Below are 23,407 nucleotides of genomic sequence, written 5' to 3'. Positions count from 1 at the left end.
TAATGGTTTGGTGAGCAACAGCGTTAAGCTGTTATCTCGACCTCGTTAATAATAGAGTTTATTAAAGTAAACATTAAAGTTGGTTGTTAGACTTATAAATAATCCACGTACCATTTATCTTCGTTTAAGAATCTTCTTTTTTTACTATCTATCAAATACTTATTATTTTTTTTGACGACAATATACTGCAGGTATTTGTTGTCAGTTCGTGTTGTCACAAAAAATCTATTTTTCCTGCTTTTTTGCATATCTATTATTTTTTCCTTATTCGGATCATAGACATAACTTCCTTCAACTCCCCATGATATAGCATTCGGACGACTCATTTTGCGTTCCTTATCTGTGCAGTATTTGTTTATTATAGAAGCTACCCTTTGTTCCATCATACGATCTGCTTCGTCCCATGCCAACTGACTATTTTGGTCTAACTCGTTACAATACTTCTCCCAATCATTCATTTCTGAAATAAAGTTTAGGACAAGTTTTTCAATCGTTTTTTTTGTAATATCATCCATACTTTAATTATCTTTATTATTAATGGTTAAGCAGGGAACGGCTTGTCCGTTATCCTGCTTCGTTAACATCATATTTAATTTCCATTCCAGTGTACCATATTAATACACCATAATCACAAGGTCCTTTTGTGCTTCAACGGCTTCATCGAAAATGAAGTTCAAATCGTCCATTTCCTGCTCATAGTCGTAATCGCCGATACCATTGCCTTCTTCCAGCGAATTGTATTCCATCCTCTTGCTCTCCAATTCAGAAACAGGTATGCTAATGATATAGGGAAAATCATCACTCAATGGAATAGGTATGAATGTGCTTTGGCTATCCAGTTGCCAAAGGTTTTCCGCACAATAGATTTGCGTTCCGAAATGATTGCAAATCTTTTCATATACATACCCGTACATGGAAGCGATTTCGGGATAACGGACTTCTCCGTTCACAATATCAGCCAATACAGCATAAGCATCCATATCCGTGTTCAGACTATCGCTGAAATAATCGTTCAAACTGTCAAGTCCCGGCTTCAGTGCTGCCTTTAATTGGTTAAGCAGCAGATTATCACGAGCTCCATAAACAGACTTTACCTTATCGGCTTCTGTCAAATATGCACAAACAGAGTAACTCATACTTATCTTTATTTTATGTTGCCGTTCCAGTGTACCATATCGTATGGATAATATGGCAACCCTTTCAGGCTGCTATCATCCAGCCCCAAAACCTTGACCAATGCACCGCTCTCAAAACTCCAATATCCATCATGTATTATACCATATTTGTGGTCGTCATGCCAAGCACAATCGGAATGTCCTCGATACCATTCCCTTTTTAGATACTTTTCCAATCGCTTCGTCGCTTGAAGCTTGTTTGTTTTAGCCAAATCCGACACTTCCAAGATTGCCCGATAAGGCACAGCATCAAACACACAATCCGCCATTTCCTTCCGTTCCGGGAAACGGTAATTCAGCAATACATCATAAACACGGTCTTTAACTTCTTTCATGTCTATAAGTACGCGGAGTTTATCAATAACATTATTATCATACTCCAACATGATTCCTATTGAAAGCAACCATAACATCTGAACATAATAGCCATACGGAGTCCAGCATTTTTCTAAAACATTGATTGTTAAAATATAATTGGATTTTATAGATTCTAAATTCTCCCCCATAGAATACATAGTTACGATAGTATAAACTCTACAATCAAATAAACGTCCATACAAATCAGGGCTAATCTCATCACCATCTTTTTCTGATTGTTCTATCATACTATTAAGTTTTTCTATTCTGGTAGTATACTTAGCCAATTGCTTTATATACTGTTCTTCGGTAAAAAGTTTATCTCTTGTTTCCATTATGGTACACTGTTTTTGATGTTAATGGTTCAGCAGGGAACGGCTTGCCGTTATCCTGCGTTGTTATCAACTTTTTTCAAACTCAAAATTTATCTGAATCTTTGAATCTGCCGATTGTTTGTGTACTTATATCTATATAAGGAAGTGTCTTGACAATCTTGACATTTTCAATACTTTCACTTCCGCCCAATGCCAGCAGTGGAGAATATCCGAAACACTCGTCATAGCCCGGAGTTCCCATTACTTCTTGAATTACAGGATAATTTTCTAAATCAAACCAACCTTTCAAGATGCTTTTGTTAAAGATTATTTTACTCAACAATAATACGAGATTATCCGGAAGAATTAAATATGTTCCGTATCTTACATTCAAATAAACAATGTAATTTTTCAATCTTGAATTTTTTACATAGGCAAAGACATCACCGAAAGCCGTACACATGAATGGCAGAAACGATTGGTCATAGTCCATAATATAGCAAGAGTTTAGTACATCTTGGTAATCTGATGGATTAATGATTTTAAGCATTCCATTACAATAGCTGCCTAGTCCAACTTCTTGCCATAGAGTAGTCAGTTCCGGATAAGACAAATCAGCGTATTGAGAAATAAAGGCATCATCAACTGTTTGCCTGATACTATTGAAGTTCTTTTCTAAAAAAATCTCGTACATACACTTATTTATTTACTTTATGGTTGATAATGATTTGGAAAGGAACCTCGTTTAGAGGTTAGCCTTCCTTGTTATAAACTTTTTTGTTTTTCCAATGGATATCTAATTCTCCATTCTTTAGTCTTTTCTCTCCAACTATTGCACATAAAATGTTGTTATCATAGACAAAATTATATTCTTCTGCCTCCCTGTCTCCCCAGCAAGAAGCATAACTATGTACTTTGCTAATTCTTCCTTTATCGTATTCATACAAATACACAGACCAATCTTTATACGCATTTATACCCTGAAAGATACTCATTTCATGGTATGAATAAAAATAGCTTATTGAGATTATGATTGTATATTGATTGGGTATATATCTTACATGAAATACATGATATGAAAAGGCATCATCATACTCATATATATCAGTTATGATGCCATTTTCTATATTCTCAGGAGCTTCTTGCGAACAAAGTATTTTTCCTTCTGCATCAAAGCCAAAAGAATACAGACCGGCTATTTTTAGACGGTCTTTTTCTTCAACATTTTTTCGTATTCTTCCGCTTGGTAAACCCGCTAACTCATTTTGGTAGGGAGCAGGAACATACAATTCATGGGTTGCATACTTCCATGAAGAGATTTGCCCTAAAACACTTTCAACTTTGGCATGAATGATATGTTCCGACTGTATTAACCGTTGATACAGTTTGTCATTCATTTTCATGATATATATATCATTCTTTATATCCATTGGCTTTATTGTTTATAATGGTTAGAAAGGAGCATCGTTAGATGCTATCTTTCGTTGTTACTAACTTATTTATAAATCTCAATCCGGTGAATAAACACCCAATTCCCAAAAGAGGATAAATAATGCCGCATAAAACTGCGAGCATATTCAATCCTCCTTCATCTCCCGTGAAGCCGTCTAAGTTGACAGCTTGCAATATGAAGTTTGTAATTTGCCAATCTAATAGACTTTGGTCTATACAGATAAAGGCAAGCCACAAAATGACAGAGCAACATTCCAGGCCCAGCAATAACATTATCACTTTTGGGTGCATTGCGTATAGTTTATAGACCTTGTAGATTACAGTTACATCTGTAATAATAAGTAAACCTAAAAAACAATACTCCATAATGCCATATATCCTGAACAGACGACCAAAACCTAAGCCACCACAAAATAATGTTATGACTATCAATAAAGCACTGAAAGCAGTCAATGATACTATGGATTGGACAGTTTTATTCATCGTACTATTGTTAGTAATGGTTTGGTGAGCAACAGCGTTTAGCTGTTATCTCGACCTTGTTAACGATTTTATTTCACAATCATAAATTCATTCCCATATGGATAAAAGCGTTTATCTATATATAGTTTGGAGTAGTCTGATAATTTGTAAATTTCAGGTTTATACAGATTTAATACCTTATCCAAAATTCTCTCTCGGAATATTATTCCATTTCCATATTCTACGCTATCTAAAACGAAGAAATTCTGTTTGATTGAATTGTCTTTCAGTTTCATATCAGGATATACTGTAAAACTAATTCCTATTTTTTTCTCTATATCATTTCGATGAAATGTTATACCTTTCCCGTAATGGAAAGAATCATTGTCAAAATGGTTTATACGTAAAGCGTAGTATTTTTTATCCGTTAGAGATTCGTTTTTCTTGTTTACTACCTTGACAGTTGCAATATCATATTTATCAATGAATCCATTTTCTTGAAGTAAAGACAAAAACTCTTCCGATACAATTTTAAGTTTTATGCTGTATTTTTCAAGAAAATCAAATTGCAAGATTCCCGGTTTTTTGTTGCATACGAGGTATAAGACTGGTGGTAAATTTTCTTCCCAACCATTCTTGTCTTTCCACATCCATCGTCCGTGATTTTGAAACTTCTGCCTTTTACTCTCATCGTAGGTATCACAGACATCAGATTTACCATACTCCAATAATCCTTTAGGAAGTTTATCTATCCCATATCGCCAAATATAAAGCTCTTCTGTATTCATAATTATTATCGTTAATGGTTTGACAAGGAGCTGCGTTCAGCAGCTAACTTGGCTTGTTACCAATTATTATTTAGAGGGAATCAGATAACCATTTTTGCTTCAATACAGAATATCTTTTCTTAGAGTCTAAAAGCCATTTGCCTTTTGAATACAAGAATATATATTGCTTCTTTTGTCGTAAAGGCACTTCCCTATATGTGTGAACAGCAATTCTATTTTTCCCTTCTTCTACAATATCGGTAATTTTCTCTTCATTAACATCATATTCATACGACCCTTCATTGCCATAAGATATAGTAGTAGGTCTGCCATACTTGCGTTCACGAGAAGTGCAGTAAGTCAAAAAGATTTTTGATACCAATTCTTTTTGCTTGTTAAACTGTTCTTCAAATGAAAGTTTACTCTGCTTTGCAATATCATTACACATTACTTCCCACTCGTGCATATTCTGCATGAATTGAAGCAATAAATTCTGTATAGTTTCTTTTAGTTCTGTTTCCATATCTGTTCTATATTATTGGTAATGGTTTGGTGAGTAACAGCGTTCAGCTGTTGGCTCGACCTTGTTAACATTCTATTTTTATTCTCATCAAATTATGGTATCTCCAAATTCATACTTTTCATATAAGCAGTATCAAGTTCCGCACCCTTCCAGTTTATGTCGGGAGGAAACTGTTTCCATCCGTCTTTGGGTGGGGATAACACCCATTTGGGAACGACTACTTTTACTACTTCGCCAGTACCATATTGTTTTGCTGAATATTTAATCAGTAATCTATCTTCTTCCAGATTATAATTACTTAGGGTTTGTTCTGTATTCGTATTATAAGTTTTTCCGTACACTTCATACGAGAAGCCATACACTGTTCTGCTTCTAATGAAACCGGTTTGCTTATATTTTGCAATGGTATAGCGCACGTTTTCCGCATTATAGTAATAATACTTGTCTGTGAAGTAGATATAAATAATATTCACAGTAAGAAAGATGCCGACTATTATCCAACCGTCCTCCTTTATCCAATGTATGAATTTACATACCATAATATAATTTGATGTTGTTCTGTACTATATTGATGTTAATGTATTTATAAGATTACCCGTCAGGTGCTGTATATTTCGCTAAACAACACCTGCCAGGTGTATTTCCTAATCTCTAATAGCTGCACCCTGTGTCAATGCCTCTCTGATTCTTCGAATATTCCGTTTGTTGTGTCCAAATGAGCATATCGAAGTGCGTTTGTTCAGGTCGTTTACGCTGTTAACCCACACTTGACCTTGGTCGAACACAATGAATATCTGCTCGCCCCATGTCAGATGCCAAAGCGCCGGGTTGGTATGTGCCACGATGCAGTCTTCTCCGTAGTGGTCAACGTCCCAATCATAAGTCACTGATAGATTATATATCTTGTCATAAATCGACTGCTTATCCAGTGTGGTAGGTATGCTACTGAAATCCAACTTGCGCCTCTGACTTCGGTATAGCACATAGGCAAGCAGCAGTAATACACCGCCAAACCAGAGAAAAGCAGACACGAACTGCCCGTTTGTATAGAACATTATACCCATAACACTCAGAGATATCACAGAAACCAACATCAGCATGTGCGATGCCCCATAATGGGTGTATGCCCAGTCAATAATAAGAGGCAAGGTTTTCCTTTTTAACACAAAGTCGGCAAGGGCGGCATCTTTCTCCTCCCGGTAGCGGTAGCGATAGACAAGCCACCATATCAACTCGAACAATGCACATACAACCCCAAAGACAATAAGGTTGAAAACATCATTGTCTATTTTGCTCACTCGCGGCTCTACAGAATAAGGAATTCCGCCAAAGGTCAGTTCCTTACAGGCTACGTTATAACCATTGCTGGAAAAATAATATTTGTAAACATATTCCTCCTTGCCATCGGAACCCGAATAGGAGTTACTTGTCGGACGGACTGTCTCTCCGTTAATGGTCAACAGGGGCGGATTCTGGTCGGGACGGGCATTGCAAGTCAACGTGGCACAATATTTTACAAAATCCTTTTTCAGTTGAGCCACACGCAGATGGCATTGCAATTTACTTAAATCTGCTTCGGGAGGATGTACGGTTACACGGCATTCCGGGGTAGTATACGCCTGATTTCCTACTTTTACGGATGCCGGTGGCAGTTGAAACTCACCGCTTTCCTTGAACCGTACAAAATAACAGAATCCGGTTTCATTTGTCTTGCTTTCCACACCGTTTATGATGGCATAACTGCTGCTTTTATGAGGCTCCGGACCACGTAGCACTTCTATGCTACTGTCAAACTCAGGAGCTGCAACCGAATCGAATTGGGAATTGACCAGTGCATACGTCAATTTCACCTCCTGTCCGGTGCGAAGAATTCCCAGCGTGTCCAACTTTATGTGAAAATACACAGAATCTGCCGTAGCCGAGACATTGGCCCTGACTGTTGGCAACAATACCGACAACAACAGGAGGGTAATCAATCCGCTTCTGATAGTCATGCTTTTGATATGTCTTGTCATTTTTATCATATATGGTAATTTGTAGATACGATATAATTTGTATTCTCCTTTATAATATGATAATGCACCCTACGAATCATCCAGAGAATCAAGCGGATTAGGTATGCTCGATTTGTGTGTACTCGTCACATGAAGATAAATAGATGTGGTCTTGATGTCATTATGACCCAGCAGTTCCTGTATGGTCCTCAGGTCTGTTCCTTGCTCCAGCAGGTGGGTCGCAAACGAATGGCGCAGCATGTGTACATGTACCCGGTGCTTGATTCCGGCACGGCTGGCAGCTTCTTTCAGTACCTTTACCAGCGCACTTGCGGAATACTGTTCTCCGGGTGTCTCTCCCTCGAACAGCCATTTCTGCGGACGGTACTCCTTGAAATATTCCCTCAGTTCCTTCAGCAACTTTTCCGATAGCAGCGAATACCGGCATTTCCGTCCTTTGCCCATGATACGCACAAGCATCCTTTCGCTTATGATGTCCTTGGGGGTGAGGTTCAACAGCTCGCTCCGCCGTAGTCCGGCTGAGTATATCAATGAAATCATGCAGCGGTGCTTCCGGTTCGACAGGCACGCGAGGATACGGGCCACCTCATTACGGCTCAGCACTTCGGGCAGTGACTTGTATTCCTTCGCGCGGGTAATGCCGCCATAGTATTGGCGCTGTCCGCCCTTTACCTGCTCGTAGTAGAACTTGATGGCGTTGATGCGCATGTTCTGCTGCGATACCGATATTTTCTTTTCGTTTACAAGATAGAGGATATATTTGTTGATGTCAGCCACTTTCAGGCGGTCGATGTTGCGGCCTTTATGGTATTCCATAAAGTCGCTGAAATAGGCACGATAGGTTTTTATGGTCGATGGGCTGTACCGTTTCCGCTCCAGTAGTTCAAGATAGCCTTCCGGCAGTGTGTATTCCCTTTTGGGTTTGGGATGCCTTACATAAACCCTGCTGTAGTCAATATAGGCGTGCGGGGAGTAGCGGTCGTAGAAATCCGATAGCCTGAAAATGGCTGCCGGTATGTAGGCTGAACCATTATCTGCCATTTCCACATCGGCGTCCAGGACGAGCAGCTGAGATATGTCTCCATTGCCTGCATACTCTATCCGTATGTAGTCCGCACCGTCCTTCTTATCTTTGTACAGAACGATGTTTTCTCTCTGTCGCTGAACATTGTCCATATTGCTGAAAGTAAACTCATTGCTGCAAATATAAATAAAAGGAATGTAAAAACCAACTGATTGGTTGGTTTTATTGTGTTAAAACTCTGCACTTGTAGGATATATAGAAACCGTTCTGGTTGAAAACCCGGTTTCAGGCTTTAATCAGCGAGTAGATGAAATGTAGTTTTTTTGCCAGTTGCTTGATATTCAATCCTTGAAAGAAAGAATGTTCAAAGGAGATACCGAAAAATACTTGCCAGAACATCGAAGCGGCTTCTTCCACATCCACGTCCTGCCGGATTTCCCCATTCTCTTTTGCCCTTTGGATGGCGGATTCCCATAACTGGTAGTTCTGCTTGAATATGTCAGCTATTTTCTTTTCTGCATTGGGATAGTATAACCGTACCTGCATCAGCAGATGGTAATAGTAAAAATTGAAGCTGCACCCGTATGGATTACTGTTATCAAGCAGACGTCCGAGGTTGTTCATGGTTCTTTCCACTCCGGCTATATACTGGTCGATAAACTCCGGGAACGAACCTGCTGTAAATTGGAACTTGTTTTCCAACTGCTGGGTATGGAATACATATTTGTCCACAACTGCCACGAACAAATCCTGTTTGAACGGGAAATAATACACCAGTCCGGCTTTTGACAGGCCGCAGGCTTTGGCTATTTCCATCTGGGTTGCTTTCTCATAATTCATTTTGGCGAATACCTGCAAGGCCTTTTCCAATACTTCTTCCCTGTTTGTAAACATACGCATCCATTTTTGTTTCAGTTACGAAGATACGGATTTTCTCTTTTCAAACATTTGTATGCCAGTGTTTTTTTACTGTCATAAAATAACACGGATGTCTTGTAATACATTTCTTCATTGAAAAAAGTACGGGCGGCCGCCTCGCTTCATGCAAAGGCAGTCGCCCGTGGTCATTACCGGACAATGCGGAACTACAGCTTCATGCCCTTCGGTTCCGTCAGCCCCGGTCTTCCGATAACCAGATGGCTGCGCACGAAGTCCGCGTGCGGGCTTCCCGTCTGCTGTTCCGTCTGCTTCTTCTCGCTGCCTTGCCGGTTCTCTTCCGTGCTTTCCGGCGTCGGCGGAGCCAGCTCCAGCTGTATCTTGCGGTCCAGTGCGGCGAGTTCGGACTTCAGTTGTTTCAGCTCGTCCTCCTTCTTCCATGTCTTGCCGGCTATCTCCTGCAACTGCGGGATTTCCCGCTCCAGCACCTCGTTCTTCTTCCTGTACTGGTCGATGATACCCGGTATCCTCTCCAATGCGTTCAGGAAGTTCATGGCGGCAGCGTGTGTGTCAGCCATTGCCAGATGCCCGTTGTTGTAGCTGTACCTGTAGTTGCCCGCCACCACAAATCGGTTGTCGCAGAACTCCAGCCCGTCTTTGAGTGTCCTTTCGCTGACCACCTCGATGGGGAAGCCGTACAGTTCGCCCACACGCTTGTACTGTCCGCCGGTCGTGGCATTCCTGGCTATCTCCTGCAGGTGCTTGCCGATTGTCTTTTCGTCTGCCGAATCCAGCCCGTCAATCCTGAGCAGGTTCAGCCGGTTGCCTTCCTGGTCTGTCCGGGCGGCAGCCGTGAACTTCTCCCAGTCCTCCGTCATGGCGGCTACGGCGGCTTGGTTGTTCCTTAATGCCAGCGTCTTTTCCTCCAGTTTCAGCTCCGACTCACGCTTGCCCTTGCTGAAGGACTTGCGTTCACCCTCCAGCGAGGCAATCTTCTTCTCCAGCTTCGCCTTGTCCAGCAGGTCGGTGTTTCCCGACAGTATCGCCATGTATTCCGAAAAATTCATGCCCGATTTCTCGTCCATCGCTCCCTCGTCTATGGTTCTCGCGCCCATCGCGCCGCTCTTCAGCTGACTGATGAACGTCTGCTTGCAGTGCAGCAGGTTGAACTTGTACGAGTCCAGCGATTTTTCCACCGCGTAGATGATGACATCCACCTTGTTGTCGGCATACAGCTTCGCTATCTCGTTGCCCTTTCTCACCGCCCGACCGTCGCGCTGGGCGAGGTCGGACGGTCGCCACGGCGTGTCCAGGTGGTGGATGGCCACCGCCCTGCGCTGGGCGTTCACGCCCGTACCGAGCATGCTCGTCGAGCCGAACAGCACGCGCACATATCCCTCGTTCATCGCCTCAATCACCGCTTTCCTTGACTTCTCGCTCTTGCACTCCTGAATGAAGCGGATTTCATGGGCGGGTATGCCGTAGTCCTCCACCAGTTTGCGCTTGATTTCGGTATATACGCTCCACCCGCCCGGCTGGTAGGTACCCAAGTCGGAGAATACGAACTGCGTGCCGAGCTGCTCGTCATACTTCCGGTAATATTCCGCAATCGTCCTCGCGCAGTGGCTTGCCTTGTTGTCCGGGTGGTCTTCATACGCCGGGTCTATCATGCGCATGTCCAGTGCCATCTTCCTTGCGTAGTCCGTAGCGATGAGCATCTTCGCCTTTTCCTCCGTTTCCGACAGCTTTCCGCGTCCCAGCAGCGTGGCGTCGCCCGTCTTGGCAAATTCCATCAGCCGTTTGATGAAATGTTCCTGGTCGGGCGTGGGCGGTATGTTGTGCAGTATCTCGTTCTTGTGCGGACGATCCACGCCCACATCCTCTGCCGTGCGGTAGTCCGTTATCTCGTTGTAGAACGCCGCCAGCTCCGGTACCTTGATGAAGTAGCGGAAGCGTTCCTTCTGCACGATGTTGTTCGTCACATTGAACTCAAAATCCGTCGTCTTCTTGGCGAAGATTGCCGCCCATGCGTCAAAGCATCGTATGTCCTGTCTTTCCAGTTCCTTCGGGCGCAGGTATTTGAAAAGCAAATACAGCTCCGTCAGCGAGTTGCTGATGGTCGTGCCCGATAGGAACGTCGCTCCCAGATCCTTTCCCGTCCGCTCCTGGATGGTGCGGATGGCAAACAGCAGGTTCAGTGCCTTCTGGCTGCCTTCCGAGTTGCCCAGACCCGCCACACGGTCATGCCTTGTGTTGAACGTCAGGTTCTTGAACTGGTGGCTCTCGTCCACGAAGAGGTGGTCGATGCCCATCTGCCTGAAGTCCGCCACGTCGTCCGTCCTCGACTTTATCGCGTGTTCCACCTTCTCCAGCTTGGCCGTCAGGTTGAACTTGCGCTTTTCCAGTCCCCTCAGCATGGCGCGTGACACGTCCTTGCCCTGCGAGCGCAGCACTTCCAGATTTTCCTCCACCGTATCCAGCTCCGCCTGCAATATCCGCTGCTGCAGTTCCGGCGACTGCGGAATCTTCCCGAACTGGTCGTGGCTCATGATGACGCAATCCCAGTCATTGTTACGTATGTCGTTGAAGAAACGCACGCGGTTGGCCGCCTCGAAGTCCTTCTCCGATGCGTACAGTACGCGGGCGTTGGGGTATGCCTTGCGGTAGGTCTCCGCTATCTCGCGCACATTGGCTTTCAGACCGATTATCATCGGTTTGTGTACCAGCCCCAGCCGCTTCATCTCATATGCTGACACGCACATGATCAGCGTCTTGCCGGTGCCCACCTCGTGGTCGGCTATTCCTCCGCCGTTCTGTTTCAGCATCCAGATGCAGTCCTTCTGGCTGGGGTACAGGTCTGTGATTCCCAGCCCTTTCAGGTCAAGTCCGGGAAAGGTCTGGTGCGAGCCGTCATATTTCGGACGCACGAAGCAGTTGAACTTGTTGTTGTACATGTCCGTCAGCCGTTTCTTGAACTCCGGCGACTGTTCCTCCAGCCATTCCGTGAATCCGTTTCGGATTTCGTCAATCTTCGCGTTTGCCAGTTGTATGCCCTCGCTGTCCCGCACCTTTATGTCGTTACCGTTCTCGTCCTCGCCGACTTTCTTCATCATGTCCGGGCAGATGTTGTGCAGAGCGTGTTTCAGCAGGTGCATCCCGTCATAGTGGCGGTAGTACCCCTTCACCAGAAACTCGTCGGTGATTTTCATCGTCCTGTGGCTGCATGCCACCGAATACTCGTCGAGGCTCTCCGAGTAGCTTATCCGCACATCCGTTTCAAACAGGCGGCTCATGTAGGCGGCATACACGCCCGTGGGTATCCACCGTTCCCCGAAGTTGAAGTCCAGGTCTTCAAACGGGATTTGTTCGGGTATGTTCTCGCGTAAAGCCTCCAGAGCCTCCCGTGCCTGCGGCATCATCCCGTGCCCCTCGTGTCCCTTTACCCATTCCTCCACCTCCCTCGCTTTTACCACCACGTTCCCGGCAATGAAGCGGTCGGCTATCTCGTAACCCTCTGCCAGCGGATTGTAGTACACCCTGCCTTTCAGTGCCTCCAGCATGTCCGCCTGTGCCATGTCGCACAGGGATTCCATATACGGCAGGTTCACCCCGCCGTAGCGGTTGAGCGAGGCGGATAGGGCTTCCTCCGGCGACTCTGCCGTGACGGTCGTTTCCTGCGAAAAGGAAACGGGATGGTCGAATATGTCCGCCTTCACCATCGTGCCGCCCTCGCTGCGCTCCAATGCCAGCATGTTGCGCCCGGAGGCGTCCATCATCAGCAGTTTCACATTCTGTCTGGCGTTCAGGCAGCCGTACCGCATCGTGAACTCGTCGTAGTAGGTGTTCAGGTGGCGGCGGAGCATGTCGTTTGCCTCCTGCCGTTCCGCCTCCTGTGCGTAGAGCCGCTCGTAGGTGTCGCGCATCGAGATGTACAACTGAGCCTTCTCCTTCTGCATACCCTCCATGTCCAGCGGCTGGAAGGTCGCCCCGTAGCGGGTCACGTCCTTCAGCACGCCCACCTGATAGCGCACGCCCTGCGTGTATTCCCATGCCAGCGAGCCGTCCTTCAGGTGCGGCTCCAGCGGTCGGCTGTACGGGCAGGGCATCATTTCCTCCTCCCGCTTGCGCTGCCTCTCTTCCGGTGTCAGGGCGGCTTCCTCCGCGCGTAGGGCTTTCTCCACTTCCGCTATCCGTCTGTCGCGTTCCGCCTCGAATCCGTTTTCTATCGGATAGACCACCGTGGCAGCAGTACCTTGCGGTTCTTCCATTTTCCCCACATGGACTTTTTCTCTTTGCGCCTCTGTTGTTCCGACCGCTTCTCTGGCGGCATTGGCTTCTATCTTCGCCTTTCCGAGCCGGCGCAGTTCCGCCCGACGCTCCGGCGTGAGCGACATCATCATTTCATAGAATCCGTTGATGGGCGGATTTGTTTCCCAGTCCAGTCTGCGGTACACTTCATCTTCCGGGTCATAGGATTCTTCCGTTGCGGTGCCAGGTCCCGTCTTTTCCGTTGTCGGGAGAGCCGCCTCCGTTTCGGCAGCCGTCGGCGCATCCGTTCCGCCGCGTATGATTTCGTCCATTTCGCGTGCCTCTTCCGGGGTGATGCTGGCATCCGTTTCCGCATTTCCCTTGTCCGTTGTCCTTTCCGTATTCTCCACTGGCAGGGAGAACAGTGTCGGCTGCACTGGTTTCTTCCCTTTGTACTTTCCGCCTTTCTTCCTGTCCGGTTTCAGGCCCTGTTCAGCCATCCGTCTTTCCTCCTGCGTATAGCCGAACAGGTCATACAGGTCCATTACCGTTCCTCCCGTCTGTCTGCTTTGCGCTTCCTGCGACATGCCGGTCATCACTTGCACTTTCGGCTGCACACTGTTTTCTTCCCGTTTTGTCCCGTCAGCTATACCAGCAACAGAGGTGGAGTTTTCTCTTTTCACCTCCGCCCGCTCACCCTCAACCGGATGGGAATTTTCTCTTTTCGCCTCCGCCCGTTCACCCGTAGCCGAAGCAGAGTTCTCTCTTTTCACCTCCGCCCGTTCACCCTCAACCGGATGGGTATTTTCTCTTTTCGTCTCCGCCCGTTCACCCGTAGCCGAAGCGGAGTTCTCTCTTTTCACCTCCGTCCGCTCACCCTCAGCCGGATGGATATTTTCTCTTTTCGCCTCCTCCAGTTCTCTCGTAGCCGAAGCGGAATTTTCTCTTTTCGCCTCAATACCCTCAGTCTGTACGGCAATGTTCTGCCGCACATCCTCTCTTTCATGCCCCATGCCGTTGTAGCGTTCCATGTCCAGCCGTGCCGACAGGTCTTCCGACAGCATCCTGTACAGGTCCATAGCAATACCCTCCACACCTCCGCTGTGCGTATATACCATCGCCGGTTTTCCGTACGGGTCGGTGCCCCTCTTCGCATCGGTATGTATGATACGCTCCGTGTGGTAGGCAAAATAGGCGTTGTCCGTCAGTCCGCCGTTATGTTCCGTCTGTATGATGGTCAGCACCCGTTCCTCCTGTGTCAGTCCCTTCTTTTGCAGGTCTTTTTGCAGGATGATCAGGTCGCTGCCGGCTTCCGTGCCTGCATTGTCGGTAAACAGGTTGTTGGGCAGTCGTATTGCCGATACCAGATTCGCCTTGCTGAACATTTCGTTCCTGACGGAAACCCTCGAACTGTTCAACACCCCCTGCGAGGTGACGAACGCCACGATGCCGCCGTCACGCACCGCATCCAGACCTTTCAGAAAAAAATAGTCATGGATGGCTTTCTGTGCCGAACGTCTGCCGAAGGATGCACTGCGGCTGAACTCCGCATCAAATACTCCAAAATCCCCGAAAGGGATATTGGATATGGCAAGGTCAAAATGGTTCAGAAACGGCTTTTCTATTTTCTCGAAACCCTCCGTGCGTATCTTCTGCTGCGGGTACAGGTGTCCGAGCAGCTTGCCCGTCAGCAGGTCTTTCTCAAATGCCATCACCTCCGCCTGCGGATTGTTCGACAATACCGGGCTGATGAACGCGCCCATACCCGCCGACGGCTCCAGCACCAGCTTTGGGCGTACCTTGCGGTCGTGCAGCACGTCCGCTATGGTGTCCGCAATGGTCTGCGGCGTATAGAATGCCGTCAGTACCGATGCCTTCAGCGAGTCCACATACTGCCTGTACTCCGCTTCGTCCCGGCTGTTCTCACGTATCAGACGGTGCAGCTCCACCGTCGGGGCAAACAGTTCGAGGTCTGATTTCGCCCAGTGTACGGCATCCGTCAGTTCCCTGGCGGGATTCAGTATGCACTTCAGTCCCCCGAAGCCGCAGTACCTCTCCAGCAGCGCCCGTTCCCGTGCGGTGGGCGTACGCTGTTCCTTCTCCAGTGTGAATGCCGTCCGTATCGCCTCGATGTTTTCCCTGAGCCTCTGCTTCCTGTTAAACGCCATAAGCCTCCAGATAAAGCATTATCGCACCCGTCAGCTCTGTATAGAGCAGGTCGTGTTCGGGCGACAGGGCGAATGTGTCGTCCGTTGTGGGATAGCCGGCAAACAGGTTTTTCAGGTGCGGGAATATCTCCCGGCAGAACGCCTCGCGTTCCTGTTCCTGCACCTCTTCGGAAAACTCGTTTTCCACCACCTCAAGCAGCAGTGCGTAGGGGGAGAAGTGTAGCCCTTCGAGCAGGACGCGCATGGCCTCCTCCTGTGCGGCTTCCACCGTACTTCCCGCCGTCCTTTCCTTCTCGAATGTTTCCGAGGCGGCTTCCTCCCTTCCAGTAATGAATGGGGTGTCTGATACTTTGTCCGGATGATATTTTCTCAGATAGTCCAGCAGATACAGCCCGTAGTAGGACAGTTCCGCCGGATCGGTTTTCTTGTTCTGTTTCATTTTATGATGGATTTAGTGGATAAATGATTATGGAAATGAAAAGGAAAAAGGCACCCGGTATCCCTCCGGGTGCCACCACTAATTGTCGTGCAAATGAGGGCAGAGTCGGACTTGTCAGAACTATGCCGAGTGCAGCCGACAATCAGTCACCACTAAATCCATGTAAATAAAAAGTACAACCAGGTTGAAACAGATTATGACATGAATCAGTGGCAAAATTACTCATTATTTTCTTCTTCCTTTCGTTTTCGTACCTTTTCTTTCGCCTTTACTCTCCGCAAACACCAGCTTCGTGTTGAACTCCGCATCAAAAGTCACCGCAGCGCTGAAGGGCTTGCCCTGCTTGCTCCTGAAGCCACTGAGGACTTCCGTCTTCCCTTTTGCCAGCAAATCGGTCATTTCCCCGTCGGTGAGTGTCTTGCCCGCTATCTGGCGGAACACGGGCAGCAGGCAGTCCGGATTGTCGCAGCGCACAACCTTGCCGTAGAACTGCATCGTGCCCGTGCCGCATTTGGGGCAGGTACAGCCCGATGCCTTGTGCCCGAAAATACGGTCACACGCAAGCAGGTCCGTGGTAATCTTGCGGGTATAGCTTTCTATGTCCCTCATAAAAGCCTCATGTGGTGTCTTTCCCTGTTCTATCTTTGCCAGTTCCGCTTCCCAGCGTCCGGTCATCTCCACATTGGCGATGTCCATTTCCTTGACAATGGAATACAGGGCAAGCCCTTTCTCCGTCGGCACCAGCGATTTCTTCACACGCACCATGTATTCCCTTCTGAGCAGCGTTTCGATGATTGCGGCACGTGTGGCGGGTGTGCCGATACCGCAGTCCTTCAGGGCCTGGCGTGCCTCCTCATCCTCCACATCGTCGCGTCCGGCGGTCTCCATCGCTGCCAGCAGCGAACTTTCCGTATGCAGCGGTTTCGGTCGGGTCATGCCCGAACTCATCGAGCATCCCGCCATCACCAGTGTGTCGCCTTCCGCCCAGTCCGGCAATGCCGTATTGCCGCTGTCCTCGCCGTACTCTCCGTACACGCCGCGCCAGCCTGCCTTGCGCACGATGCAGCCTTTCGCCTCAAATGTCAGGTCCTCGCATCTTTCGCCTGCATCCGGCACCACCTCCGCTACTACGGTAGCCGTATCCTTCACACATTCCTCCGAAAATGCCTCTACCATACGTCCGGCAATCATGTCGTAGATAATCTGCTCGTTCTTGTAGAGGGCGAGCGGTCGGTTCGGCGTCACCAGCAGGGCATGGTGGTCAGTCACTTTCGAGGCATCCACACAACGGCGGTTCAGTCCGTCCAAGTTCACGATTTTATCCGAAAGTGTGGAGTGGCTTGCCAGCCGCTCAAGCAGCAGGGGCACTTCAGCAAACACATCTTCCGGAATATGGCGGCTCGATGTTCTCGGATAGGTGACGAGCTTCGCTTCATAGAGCTTCTGCACCAGCTCCAGCGTCTGTTCCGCCGTGAATCCGTGTTTCGTGTTCGCCTCCTTCTGCAGTGTGGTCAGGTCGTACAGCAGCGGCGGGTTCTCCACCTTCTCCTTCTTTTCCACCTTAGTGACGGTGGCGCACATCTTCGCCTTTACCTTATTGTATGATGCAGCCGCCTCTTCCTTGTCCTGCCATTTCTTTACCGAGGAGAACTTCACTACCGTATCCGTACCCGCCGGTGTCACCGAAAAATGCAGCTGGTGTATCGGTTCCGGTGTAAAGCGTCTGTTCTCCCAGTACCTCTTGCAGACCATACCCAGCGTGGGTGTCTGCACGCGTCCTACCGAATATGTGCCCCGTCCGGCGGCTACGGTCAGTGCCTGCGTGCCGTTGATGCCCACCAGCCAGTCCGCCTCGCTGCGTGCCTTTGCCGCCAGATACAGGTCGTCATATTCATGCCCGTCCTTCAGTTCCTTCAATCCCTTGCGGATGGCGGTGTCCGTAAGCGAGCTTATCCACAGGCGGCGGAAGGGCAGCGTACAGCCCGTATAGGCATACAGGTATCTGAATATCAGTTCCCCTTCGCGTGCGCAGTCCGTTGCCACTATTATGCCGTCGCTCTCGTTCCACAGTTTCGTAATCACTTTTATCTGTTTCACCGCTGCCGCGTCCGCCTTGTAGCCCTTGTCCGTCTTTACCTGGCGGGGTATCAGCAGGAACACCTCCGGTATCACCGGCAGGCTGTCCCTGCTGAATCCCTTGAAGCCGTAGCCCTCAGGCAGGGCAGGTTGTACCAGATGCCCCAATGCCCATGTCACATGGTAGCCGTTTCCTGTATAATATCCTTCCTCTTTTCTTGTCGCTCCGGCGATGCGTGCTATCTCACGCGCCACGCTCGGTTTTTCAGCCAGTATGGTAATCATATATTTTCTGTTTTAATCATTGATACATTTGTTCCTTGTGGAGTGGAACGGGGTACGCCGGTTATCCGTGGGATATGCGGTACATGGCGCATGAGTCCCCGTTTCAATCCGTTGTTTATTCTCTTTGATTTTTTATGGATTCAGTGGTGGCACTCAGGATACCTTCATGCCTTTGCTCTTCTTCGGTTTTTCCTGCTGTTGTTTCTGGGCGTCGTCCTTCGGTGCGGTCTGTCCCTGCTGAAGCGGCTCCTTCACATGTCTGGTGGCCTCGTTCGTCTTGCCCTCGTTGTTCACGGCGAGCTGCGTGCGGCTCTCATTCGACGGGGCAACGTTCTGCGCGAGGTCGGGGTTTTCCGAATAGGTCAGCGGTCTGCCTTTCTCGCGGTTGAACTTCAGATATTTTGTGCAGGGCTGTCCCTGGTCATCCTTTGCGTTGGCAAGTACCACAACTTTCCCCGCCACATAGTCTGCCTTCTGCTGTTCGGTAAATATGTCGTCCTTCCATTTCCCTATCGGACGTATGCTTCCGTCCTCGTTCGTCCACGAGCGGTTGCGCCGCTGTCCGTTCTCCTGATTCCCGTCTTCCTTCTGCTGCTGTCCGGGAGCATCCGGGGCTTCCGGGCTCTGCTGTTTCTTCTCCTGCCCGTTTCCACGTCTCTGCGATTGCCCCTGCCACAGATATTCCGGCACAAACTCCACGTCGCGTTTCTCCGCACTCACTTGCAACACGGCTTCAAACTTGCGCCCGTTCTTCAGCGTCACCTCCTTGGGCAGTGCCAGTCCTGCACGCAGGATGTCCTGTTCCGGTTTTAACAGTTCCGTCAGTCCGATTCTGTCCGGGATGCGTATCTTGCTTGCCGGAATGTCCACGATTTCATTCGTCAGGCGGTCGATGCTGATGTACGACGGACGCATCTCCCCGGTTTTCGTATCCGCCACATCCACCAACCTGCCCAGATTACCTGTCTGCTTCAGGTTCTTCTTGTCCTCATCTGTGAAAGTGTAGCCGTTGTAGGGGATGTCAAGCCTCGGCTCATGGCGCACGAAGTGGGGAGTGAGCTTCAATGCCCCGTCTTCCGTCTTCTGGAACGATAGGCGGGCTTGCAGCTCATAACTATCTCCGCCAAAGGTCGGGTTCACCGTCACCAGATTTGTCTTGCCATAGTTCATCAGGGCTCTCATGTCCTTTTCAGACAGATTCTCTTTTTTCACCCCGAACCGTTCCAGTTCCTTCCAGTCCACGTCGCCGTCCGCTATCAGGTTCGGTCTTTGTGTCTTCGCCTGCGGTTGTCCGTCCTGTGCCGGTTCCTGTCCCAGTACCGCCTGCGATTCTGCCGCCTGCGGCTGCTGTTCCTGATTTTTCTGTTTCATTTCTTCTATTTTCTCATTTGTTTGTTGTTCCACATTGTCTTCTTCCGTATTTTCTCTTTTCGCCTCTTCCGCAGCCTGCTGTTCCACAGCCTCCGTCTCGGCATTTTCTCTTTTCACCTCCTCCGCAGTCTGCTGTTCCTCAGTCTCCGTTTCAGCATTTTCTCTTTTCGCCTCCTCCGCAGCCTGCTGTTCCTCAGTCTCCGTTTCAGCATTTTCTCTTTTCACCTCCTCCGCAGCCTGCTGTTCCTCAGTCTCCGTCCCGGCATTTTCCTTTTTCGCCTCCTCCGTAGTCTGCTGTTCCTCAGCTTGCTGGTACGCCGATGTATCCACCTTGTGCGGAGCGAGCAGTTCTGCATTTGCCGCAGGGTCTTTCAGTAGATCCTTGATAACCGGAAGCAGAGCTTCCACCGTGTCCGCTGCCACCCTGTAGAAACCGAATCGTGTCGGTTCCTTGCACTGGCGGTAGAAATTCTTGAAGAAATTATCTATCGCATCCCCGTGGCGGTCAAAGCGCAAAAACTCCTGCGAATGTTCCGTCTTTGCCTGTGCCCTCTTGGGATAGCCCCTGGCATCCAGTCCGGCAACCACACTGATTTCGCCCGTCTTCTCATCGCGGACGACCAGTACATCCTCTTGCTTTTTCTTTTTCTGTTCCATTGATTGATTTTTTATTGTTTGATAATAGTCCCGCCGGTATTCCTATGCAGGTCTGTTTTTCTTTTTGTTCCGGTTTCCCGTTCATCTTACAGTCTCGGTTTGCATCAGTCTCACCCTCAGCTTCCCGTTTACATCCGGTTCACCATCCACTTCCGGTTTCTCTTTTCGCCTACGTTTCACGTATGCTTGTCAGTCTTCGTTCGCATCAGGTTCGCCCTCAGCTTCCCGTTTACATCCGGTCACCATCCATTACTGATTTTTCTTTTCGCCTCCGTTTCACGTGCGTTTGTCATTTCCGGTATTTCTTCTGCCTCCTTTTTTCCTTTTCGCCGTTTTGCCCGGAGCTTTCTTTCCCGTTCCGTCCTTCACTTTCAGCACCTTTTTGCCATCCAGCGTCACCTCTTCCATGTTCCGGCTGATAAACTCCAGCACGTCCGATTCCTTGTAGTAGGTCTTGCGGCTGATTTTCTGGTAACGCAGTCCGTATTCGCTGCGGAACCGCTGTAGCGACCGTTTGCTCGTTCTCAGCATCTCGCACAGGTCCTGATTGTCATACAGCCGTTCTCCGTCCATGTACTTCACGCCTGCCGCTTCCTTGTTTATCAGTACCGATATGATGCTGTCCAGCCGGTCAATCCGTTCCATGAGGCGCTTCATCCATTCCTCGAACATTTCCTTACCAATCCCTTCCATCATCCGCCTCCTTTCTTGTCATCAGGTAGTTATGCTTGAACTCCTCCAGCGTCTTGGGATTGCAGTGTACGATTTTCCGTCTCACGCATTCCTCCAGATCCGTCAGTCTGTACCGGCACTTGCTTCTCACCATCATGTAGGGAATAGTCTTGTCCTTTCGCATCCGTTGCAGTGTCCTCGTGCTGATTTTCAGCAAGTCCGCCGCCTCCTCGCTCGTCAGCAGGATTTCCGCTTCTTCCTTCGGCACGTTGTCTTTCTTGAAAACATAGTCCGCTATGCGGTCTATCTTCTCCATCATCGTCTTCACGACCTCATTGTCCATCGTTATTATTTCCATATCCTTCCGTATTGGTTACGCTGCAAAGGTGCGCAACTCCACGCAGGCACAATCCATAGTATTTCCATAGTAGGGAATGATTTTCTTCGTTTCCTTTCCTGATTTTCTTATAAGTTGTTTATTATCATTATCTTTGCAAGAAATTTAAAATATCAAGTATGACAGTTATAGTTTTAGGAGCTGGAGTAGATGCAACATCTGGTATCGAAATGCCATTGACAAATGAACTTATTCCTCAAATTAATGATTTTATAAAAAATGATGGACGAGAAATAGATGAGAAGCTACGTAATATTATTCCATCATTAAGATTTCATTTTGACAAACTTATAAAAGATACAATAGAAAGATTTGTACAAGATTTTGGTAGAGAAATTACTAGAATTAAAGAGGGGGTACAAACTGTTCTTACTAATGATAACACATTGAGTCCTGAAAACCAAAAAATGGGTCAATTGATTGTTGCTATTATGAATAAAGTAGAATCAATGAAAACAGGGGCTACATTGGACCAAGAAACTGCTGAATTAATTGAGGAGGTTTTTGGAGAAAACTTTGCCGTTACAGATGAATCAATTATCGATTTTTCAAAATTAGTATATACTGACACCTTTAAAAGTGTTATGAGACAGATTTTGGAAAGAAGTATGCAAGAGCCTAATCATCCTATATTAAAACACGTATATCATAATTTATTAGATATTGAAGATTTGTTGATGAATTATTTTATCGGTTTTTATATAGACAAGCCAGCATCTATAAAAAATTACATTTATATATCATGGATGTTGTGGGTATATTTAAAAAAGAAGGAAAATGATATATATACAACATATAGTGAACGAATGCATGAGTTTCCCGTATATTCTAAGATTCCGGGAGATTGGCAGATTGTTACTTTTAACTACTCTTCATTTGCATATTTCTTTACAAAAGAAAATGACTATCCTGCATTATATTTTCATGGTAATTTGATGAACTATGTAGATATTCAGAATAAAACAGAAATAAAAATTGAAGATCAAGAATATTGTTCATTGGATATTATTTCATTCATAGAAAATCAGTTAACTCCTAATATGAATTTTGAGGAGGATAATACAATGTATCCTATTCCTGAATTTTTGCCACCTATAAAAATTAAGCCTGTACTTTCCAATACTTTTATTGAAACTTGGTATAAAACAGAGCAGAGCATGAAAGAAGCAGATAAAATTATTATTATAGGTTATTCATTTAATAAATCAGACGAACACTTTAATAGTATATTACATGAGTGTATATCTAAACCTGTATTTATTATTGATCCAGATATAGACAATGTAATAAAGAAAATGGAGAAAATATATAGCTATCCACCAAGCTCTTATACTTCTATGACAATAAAAGGTTATCCTGCAAAGAAAAGATCCCAACTAACCATAATCCAAGCAAAAGCCCATGAAATTAACTTTCAAGAATTATAAAAATATTGAATACATTATTTTAGGTTTAACAATATTCCTATTAATTTATGCCGCAATAACTCTGTTTATTCAAACTGGTTTAAGTTGGTTATTTGATGCAGATTATTTAGATAAATATGGTTCATTTCTAGGTGGCATAGCAGCCTTTATAAGTATTTATTATTTATATCAGACTCTGAAAGAACAAGGAAGGCAGTTTCAAATTCAAAATTTTGAAAGCAAATATTTTGAATTGATAAAATTTAATAGAGAAAAAGCTAATTCACTGCTCAATAAAAATCCTAATCAGGATTTGTCTATTGAGTTTATGGAGTTCTTTGTTAAACAGATTGAAGAGGCTATAGTAATTGTAGATGAGATTATTAGTGGTGCAGAAATTGATACTGTATACGCTGATATTAATGAATTCAATAAAGACCAAAATAAATGGAAAGAGTTGTTAAAAGAGCGTACCATTATTAATATTAGTTTTTTGATTGTTTTCTTTGGCGTAAAGAAATATGGATGCAATCTTTTGAAAAATAGGTATCTGAAAAAATACAATGAAGATGTCATAAATGATATTTTAAAAAGTTTTCGTTTAAGGATAAATGGCAGTAACAATATAGCAATATATCATGGTCCTATTGAATATTCAAATATTATAAATAATGACAACAAATATTACACAGGATTTCAACATGAAAGTGGTAATTATTTTAG

18 protein-coding genes and 3 pseudogenes are annotated in these 23,407 nt (G+C 46.4%); 2 read left to right on the top strand and 19 right to left on the bottom strand.

The window, feature by feature from the left end:
• Nucleotides 1-92: 92 nt before the first annotated feature.
• From WKT20_RS12875 to WKT20_RS12790, 19 genes and pseudogenes are all read right to left on the bottom strand, one after another.
• Nucleotides 93-515 carry an NTF2 fold immunity protein gene (locus WKT20_RS12875; protein ID WP_340417489.1) on the bottom strand — a complete coding sequence of 141 codons (423 nt, stop codon included), beginning with the start codon at nt 513-515 and terminating at the stop codon, nt 93-95.
• A 99-nt stretch (nt 516-614) separates the two neighbouring features.
• On the bottom strand, nt 615-1,136 hold the full coding sequence (locus WKT20_RS12870; RefSeq protein WP_013619081.1) for a DUF7691 family protein: 522 nt from the start codon (nt 1,134-1,136) through the stop codon (nt 615-617).
• An 8-nt stretch (nt 1,137-1,144) separates the two neighbouring features.
• Nucleotides 1,145-1,867 carry a PoNe immunity protein domain-containing protein gene (locus WKT20_RS12865; RefSeq protein ID WP_340417488.1) on the bottom strand — a complete coding sequence of 241 codons (723 nt, stop codon included), beginning with the start codon at nt 1,865-1,867 and terminating at the stop codon, nt 1,145-1,147.
• Nucleotides 1,868-1,949: 82 nt separating this feature from the next.
• On the bottom strand, nt 1,950-2,540 hold the full coding sequence (locus WKT20_RS12860; protein WP_117858200.1) for a T6SS immunity protein Tdi1 domain-containing protein: 591 nt from the start codon (nt 2,538-2,540) through the stop codon (nt 1,950-1,952).
• 58 nt (nt 2,541-2,598) lie between these two features.
• Nucleotides 2,599-3,276 (bottom strand): hypothetical protein, encoded by a 678-nt coding sequence (locus WKT20_RS12855; protein ID WP_340417487.1) that lies wholly within the window; start codon nt 3,274-3,276, stop codon nt 2,599-2,601.
• A 37-nt stretch (nt 3,277-3,313) separates the two neighbouring features.
• A complete protein-coding gene (locus WKT20_RS12850) occupies nt 3,314-3,781 on the bottom strand; it encodes a hypothetical protein (RefSeq protein WP_007566582.1) in 468 nt (155 codons plus the stop codon).
• A 68-nt stretch (nt 3,782-3,849) separates the two neighbouring features.
• Nucleotides 3,850-4,548 (bottom strand): Imm43 family immunity protein, encoded by a 699-nt coding sequence (locus WKT20_RS12845; RefSeq protein ID WP_005650145.1) that lies wholly within the window; start codon nt 4,546-4,548, stop codon nt 3,850-3,852.
• A gap of 70 nt (nt 4,549-4,618) precedes the next feature.
• Entirely contained in the window at nt 4,619-5,050 is a 432-nt protein-coding gene (locus WKT20_RS12840; protein ID WP_004320608.1) for an NTF2 fold immunity protein, read from the bottom strand.
• 92 nt (nt 5,051-5,142) lie between these two features.
• A complete protein-coding gene (locus tag WKT20_RS12835) occupies nt 5,143-5,589 on the bottom strand; it encodes a hypothetical protein (protein WP_340417486.1) in 447 nt (148 codons plus the stop codon).
• A gap of 105 nt (nt 5,590-5,694) precedes the next feature.
• A complete protein-coding gene (locus WKT20_RS12830) occupies nt 5,695-7,074 on the bottom strand; it encodes a BatD family protein (RefSeq protein ID WP_340417485.1) in 1,380 nt (459 codons plus the stop codon).
• Nucleotides 7,075-7,134: 60 nt separating this feature from the next.
• Nucleotides 7,135-8,241 (bottom strand): tyrosine-type recombinase/integrase, encoded by a 1,107-nt coding sequence (locus tag WKT20_RS12825; RefSeq protein ID WP_340417484.1) that lies wholly within the window; start codon nt 8,239-8,241, stop codon nt 7,135-7,137.
• 133 nt (nt 8,242-8,374) lie between these two features.
• Entirely contained in the window at nt 8,375-8,983 is a 609-nt protein-coding gene (locus WKT20_RS12820) for a TetR/AcrR family transcriptional regulator (protein WP_340417483.1), read from the bottom strand.
• 191 nt (nt 8,984-9,174) lie between these two features.
• Nucleotides 9,175-15,381, bottom strand: coding sequence for an N-6 DNA methylase (locus WKT20_RS12815; RefSeq protein ID WP_340417482.1), 6,207 nt, complete (start codon nt 15,379-15,381; stop codon nt 9,175-9,177).
• Nucleotides 15,371-15,820 (bottom strand): DUF1896 family protein, encoded by a 450-nt coding sequence (locus WKT20_RS12810; protein ID WP_340417481.1) that lies wholly within the window; start codon nt 15,818-15,820, stop codon nt 15,371-15,373. Before WKT20_RS12810 ends, WKT20_RS12815 begins: the two co-directional genes overlap by 11 nt.
• 225 nt (nt 15,821-16,045) lie before the next feature.
• The gene (locus WKT20_RS12805; RefSeq protein ID WP_340417480.1) at nt 16,046-18,181 is read right to left on the bottom strand and encodes a type IA DNA topoisomerase; all 2,136 of its coding nucleotides are present in this window, start codon (nt 18,179-18,181) and stop codon (nt 16,046-16,048) included.
• A 153-nt stretch (nt 18,182-18,334) separates the two neighbouring features.
• Nucleotides 18,335-19,657: pseudogene (locus WKT20_RS12800) on the bottom strand (DUF4099 domain-containing protein); the annotation flags it as partial.
• 207 nt (nt 19,658-19,864) lie between these two features.
• Nucleotides 19,865-20,209, bottom strand: a pseudogene (locus WKT20_RS18335) (hypothetical protein); the annotation flags it as partial.
• Nucleotides 20,210-20,485: 276 nt separating this feature from the next.
• Nucleotides 20,486-20,902 carry a helix-turn-helix domain-containing protein gene (locus WKT20_RS12795; RefSeq protein ID WP_340417495.1) on the bottom strand — a complete coding sequence of 139 codons (417 nt, stop codon included), beginning with the start codon at nt 20,900-20,902 and terminating at the stop codon, nt 20,486-20,488.
• Nucleotides 20,886-21,239 (bottom strand): helix-turn-helix domain-containing protein, encoded by a 354-nt coding sequence (locus WKT20_RS12790; RefSeq protein WP_018709308.1) that lies wholly within the window; start codon nt 21,237-21,239, stop codon nt 20,886-20,888. Before WKT20_RS12790 ends, WKT20_RS12795 begins: the two co-directional genes overlap by 17 nt.
• Before the next feature lie 158 nt (nt 21,240-21,397).
• Here WKT20_RS12790 and WKT20_RS12785 point away from each other — a divergent pair, with 158 nt between their 5' ends.
• Nucleotides 21,398-22,705, top strand: coding sequence for a hypothetical protein (locus tag WKT20_RS12785; RefSeq protein ID WP_340417478.1), 1,308 nt, complete (start codon nt 21,398-21,400; stop codon nt 22,703-22,705).
• A pseudogene (locus tag WKT20_RS12780) lies at nt 22,680-23,407 on the top strand (hypothetical protein); the annotation flags it as partial. The gene WKT20_RS12785 and the pseudogene WKT20_RS12780, both read left to right, overlap by 26 nt.

It is taken from the genome of Phocaeicola sp. ICN-14070, from assembly GCF_037892625.1.
Taxonomy (GTDB): Bacteria; Bacteroidota; Bacteroidia; order Bacteroidales; family Bacteroidaceae; genus Phocaeicola; species Phocaeicola plebeius.
Note: the sequence above shows the minus strand (reverse complement) of the source record. Positions and strands in the feature narration are given on the sequence as shown.

What these genes read in the sequence shown, in the direction of transcription:
- WKT20_RS12805 (WP_340417480.1), bottom strand. Translation starts at nt 18,181, where the DNA reads ATGATTACCATACTGGCTGAAAAACCGAGCGTGGCGCGTGAGATAGCA.
- WKT20_RS12815 (WP_340417482.1), bottom strand. Translation starts at nt 15,381, where the DNA reads ATGGCGTTTAACAGGAAGCAGAGGCTCAGGGAAAACATCGAGGCGATA.
- WKT20_RS12795 (WP_340417495.1), bottom strand. Translation starts at nt 20,902, where the DNA reads ATGGAAGGGATTGGTAAGGAAATGTTCGAGGAATGGATGAAGCGCCTC.
- WKT20_RS12865 (WP_340417488.1), bottom strand. Translation starts at nt 1,867, where the DNA reads ATGGAAACAAGAGATAAACTTTTTACCGAAGAACAGTATATAAAGCAA.
- WKT20_RS12785 (WP_340417478.1), top strand. Translation starts at nt 21,398, where the DNA reads ATGACAGTTATAGTTTTAGGAGCTGGAGTAGATGCAACATCTGGTATC.
- WKT20_RS12875 (WP_340417489.1), bottom strand. Translation starts at nt 515, where the DNA reads ATGGATGATATTACAAAAAAAACGATTGAAAAACTTGTCCTAAACTTT.
- WKT20_RS12790 (WP_018709308.1), bottom strand. Translation starts at nt 21,239, where the DNA reads ATGGAAATAATAACGATGGACAATGAGGTCGTGAAGACGATGATGGAG.
- WKT20_RS12855 (WP_340417487.1), bottom strand. Translation starts at nt 3,276, where the DNA reads ATGGATATAAAGAATGATATATATATCATGAAAATGAATGACAAACTG.
- WKT20_RS12860 (WP_117858200.1), bottom strand. Translation starts at nt 2,540, where the DNA reads ATGTACGAGATTTTTTTAGAAAAGAACTTCAATAGTATCAGGCAAACA.
- WKT20_RS12845 (WP_005650145.1), bottom strand. Translation starts at nt 4,548, where the DNA reads ATGAATACAGAAGAGCTTTATATTTGGCGATATGGGATAGATAAACTT.
- WKT20_RS12835 (WP_340417486.1), bottom strand. Translation starts at nt 5,589, where the DNA reads ATGGTATGTAAATTCATACATTGGATAAAGGAGGACGGTTGGATAATA.
- WKT20_RS12840 (WP_004320608.1), bottom strand. Translation starts at nt 5,050, where the DNA reads ATGGAAACAGAACTAAAAGAAACTATACAGAATTTATTGCTTCAATTC.
- WKT20_RS12870 (WP_013619081.1), bottom strand. Translation starts at nt 1,136, where the DNA reads ATGAGTTACTCTGTTTGTGCATATTTGACAGAAGCCGATAAGGTAAAG.
- WKT20_RS12825 (WP_340417484.1), bottom strand. Translation starts at nt 8,241, where the DNA reads ATGGACAATGTTCAGCGACAGAGAGAAAACATCGTTCTGTACAAAGAT.
- WKT20_RS12810 (WP_340417481.1), bottom strand. Translation starts at nt 15,820, where the DNA reads ATGAAACAGAACAAGAAAACCGATCCGGCGGAACTGTCCTACTACGGG.
- WKT20_RS12850 (WP_007566582.1), bottom strand. Translation starts at nt 3,781, where the DNA reads ATGAATAAAACTGTCCAATCCATAGTATCATTGACTGCTTTCAGTGCT.
- WKT20_RS12830 (WP_340417485.1), bottom strand. Translation starts at nt 7,074, where the DNA reads ATGATAAAAATGACAAGACATATCAAAAGCATGACTATCAGAAGCGGA.
- WKT20_RS12820 (WP_340417483.1), bottom strand. Translation starts at nt 8,983, where the DNA reads ATGTTTACAAACAGGGAAGAAGTATTGGAAAAGGCCTTGCAGGTATTC.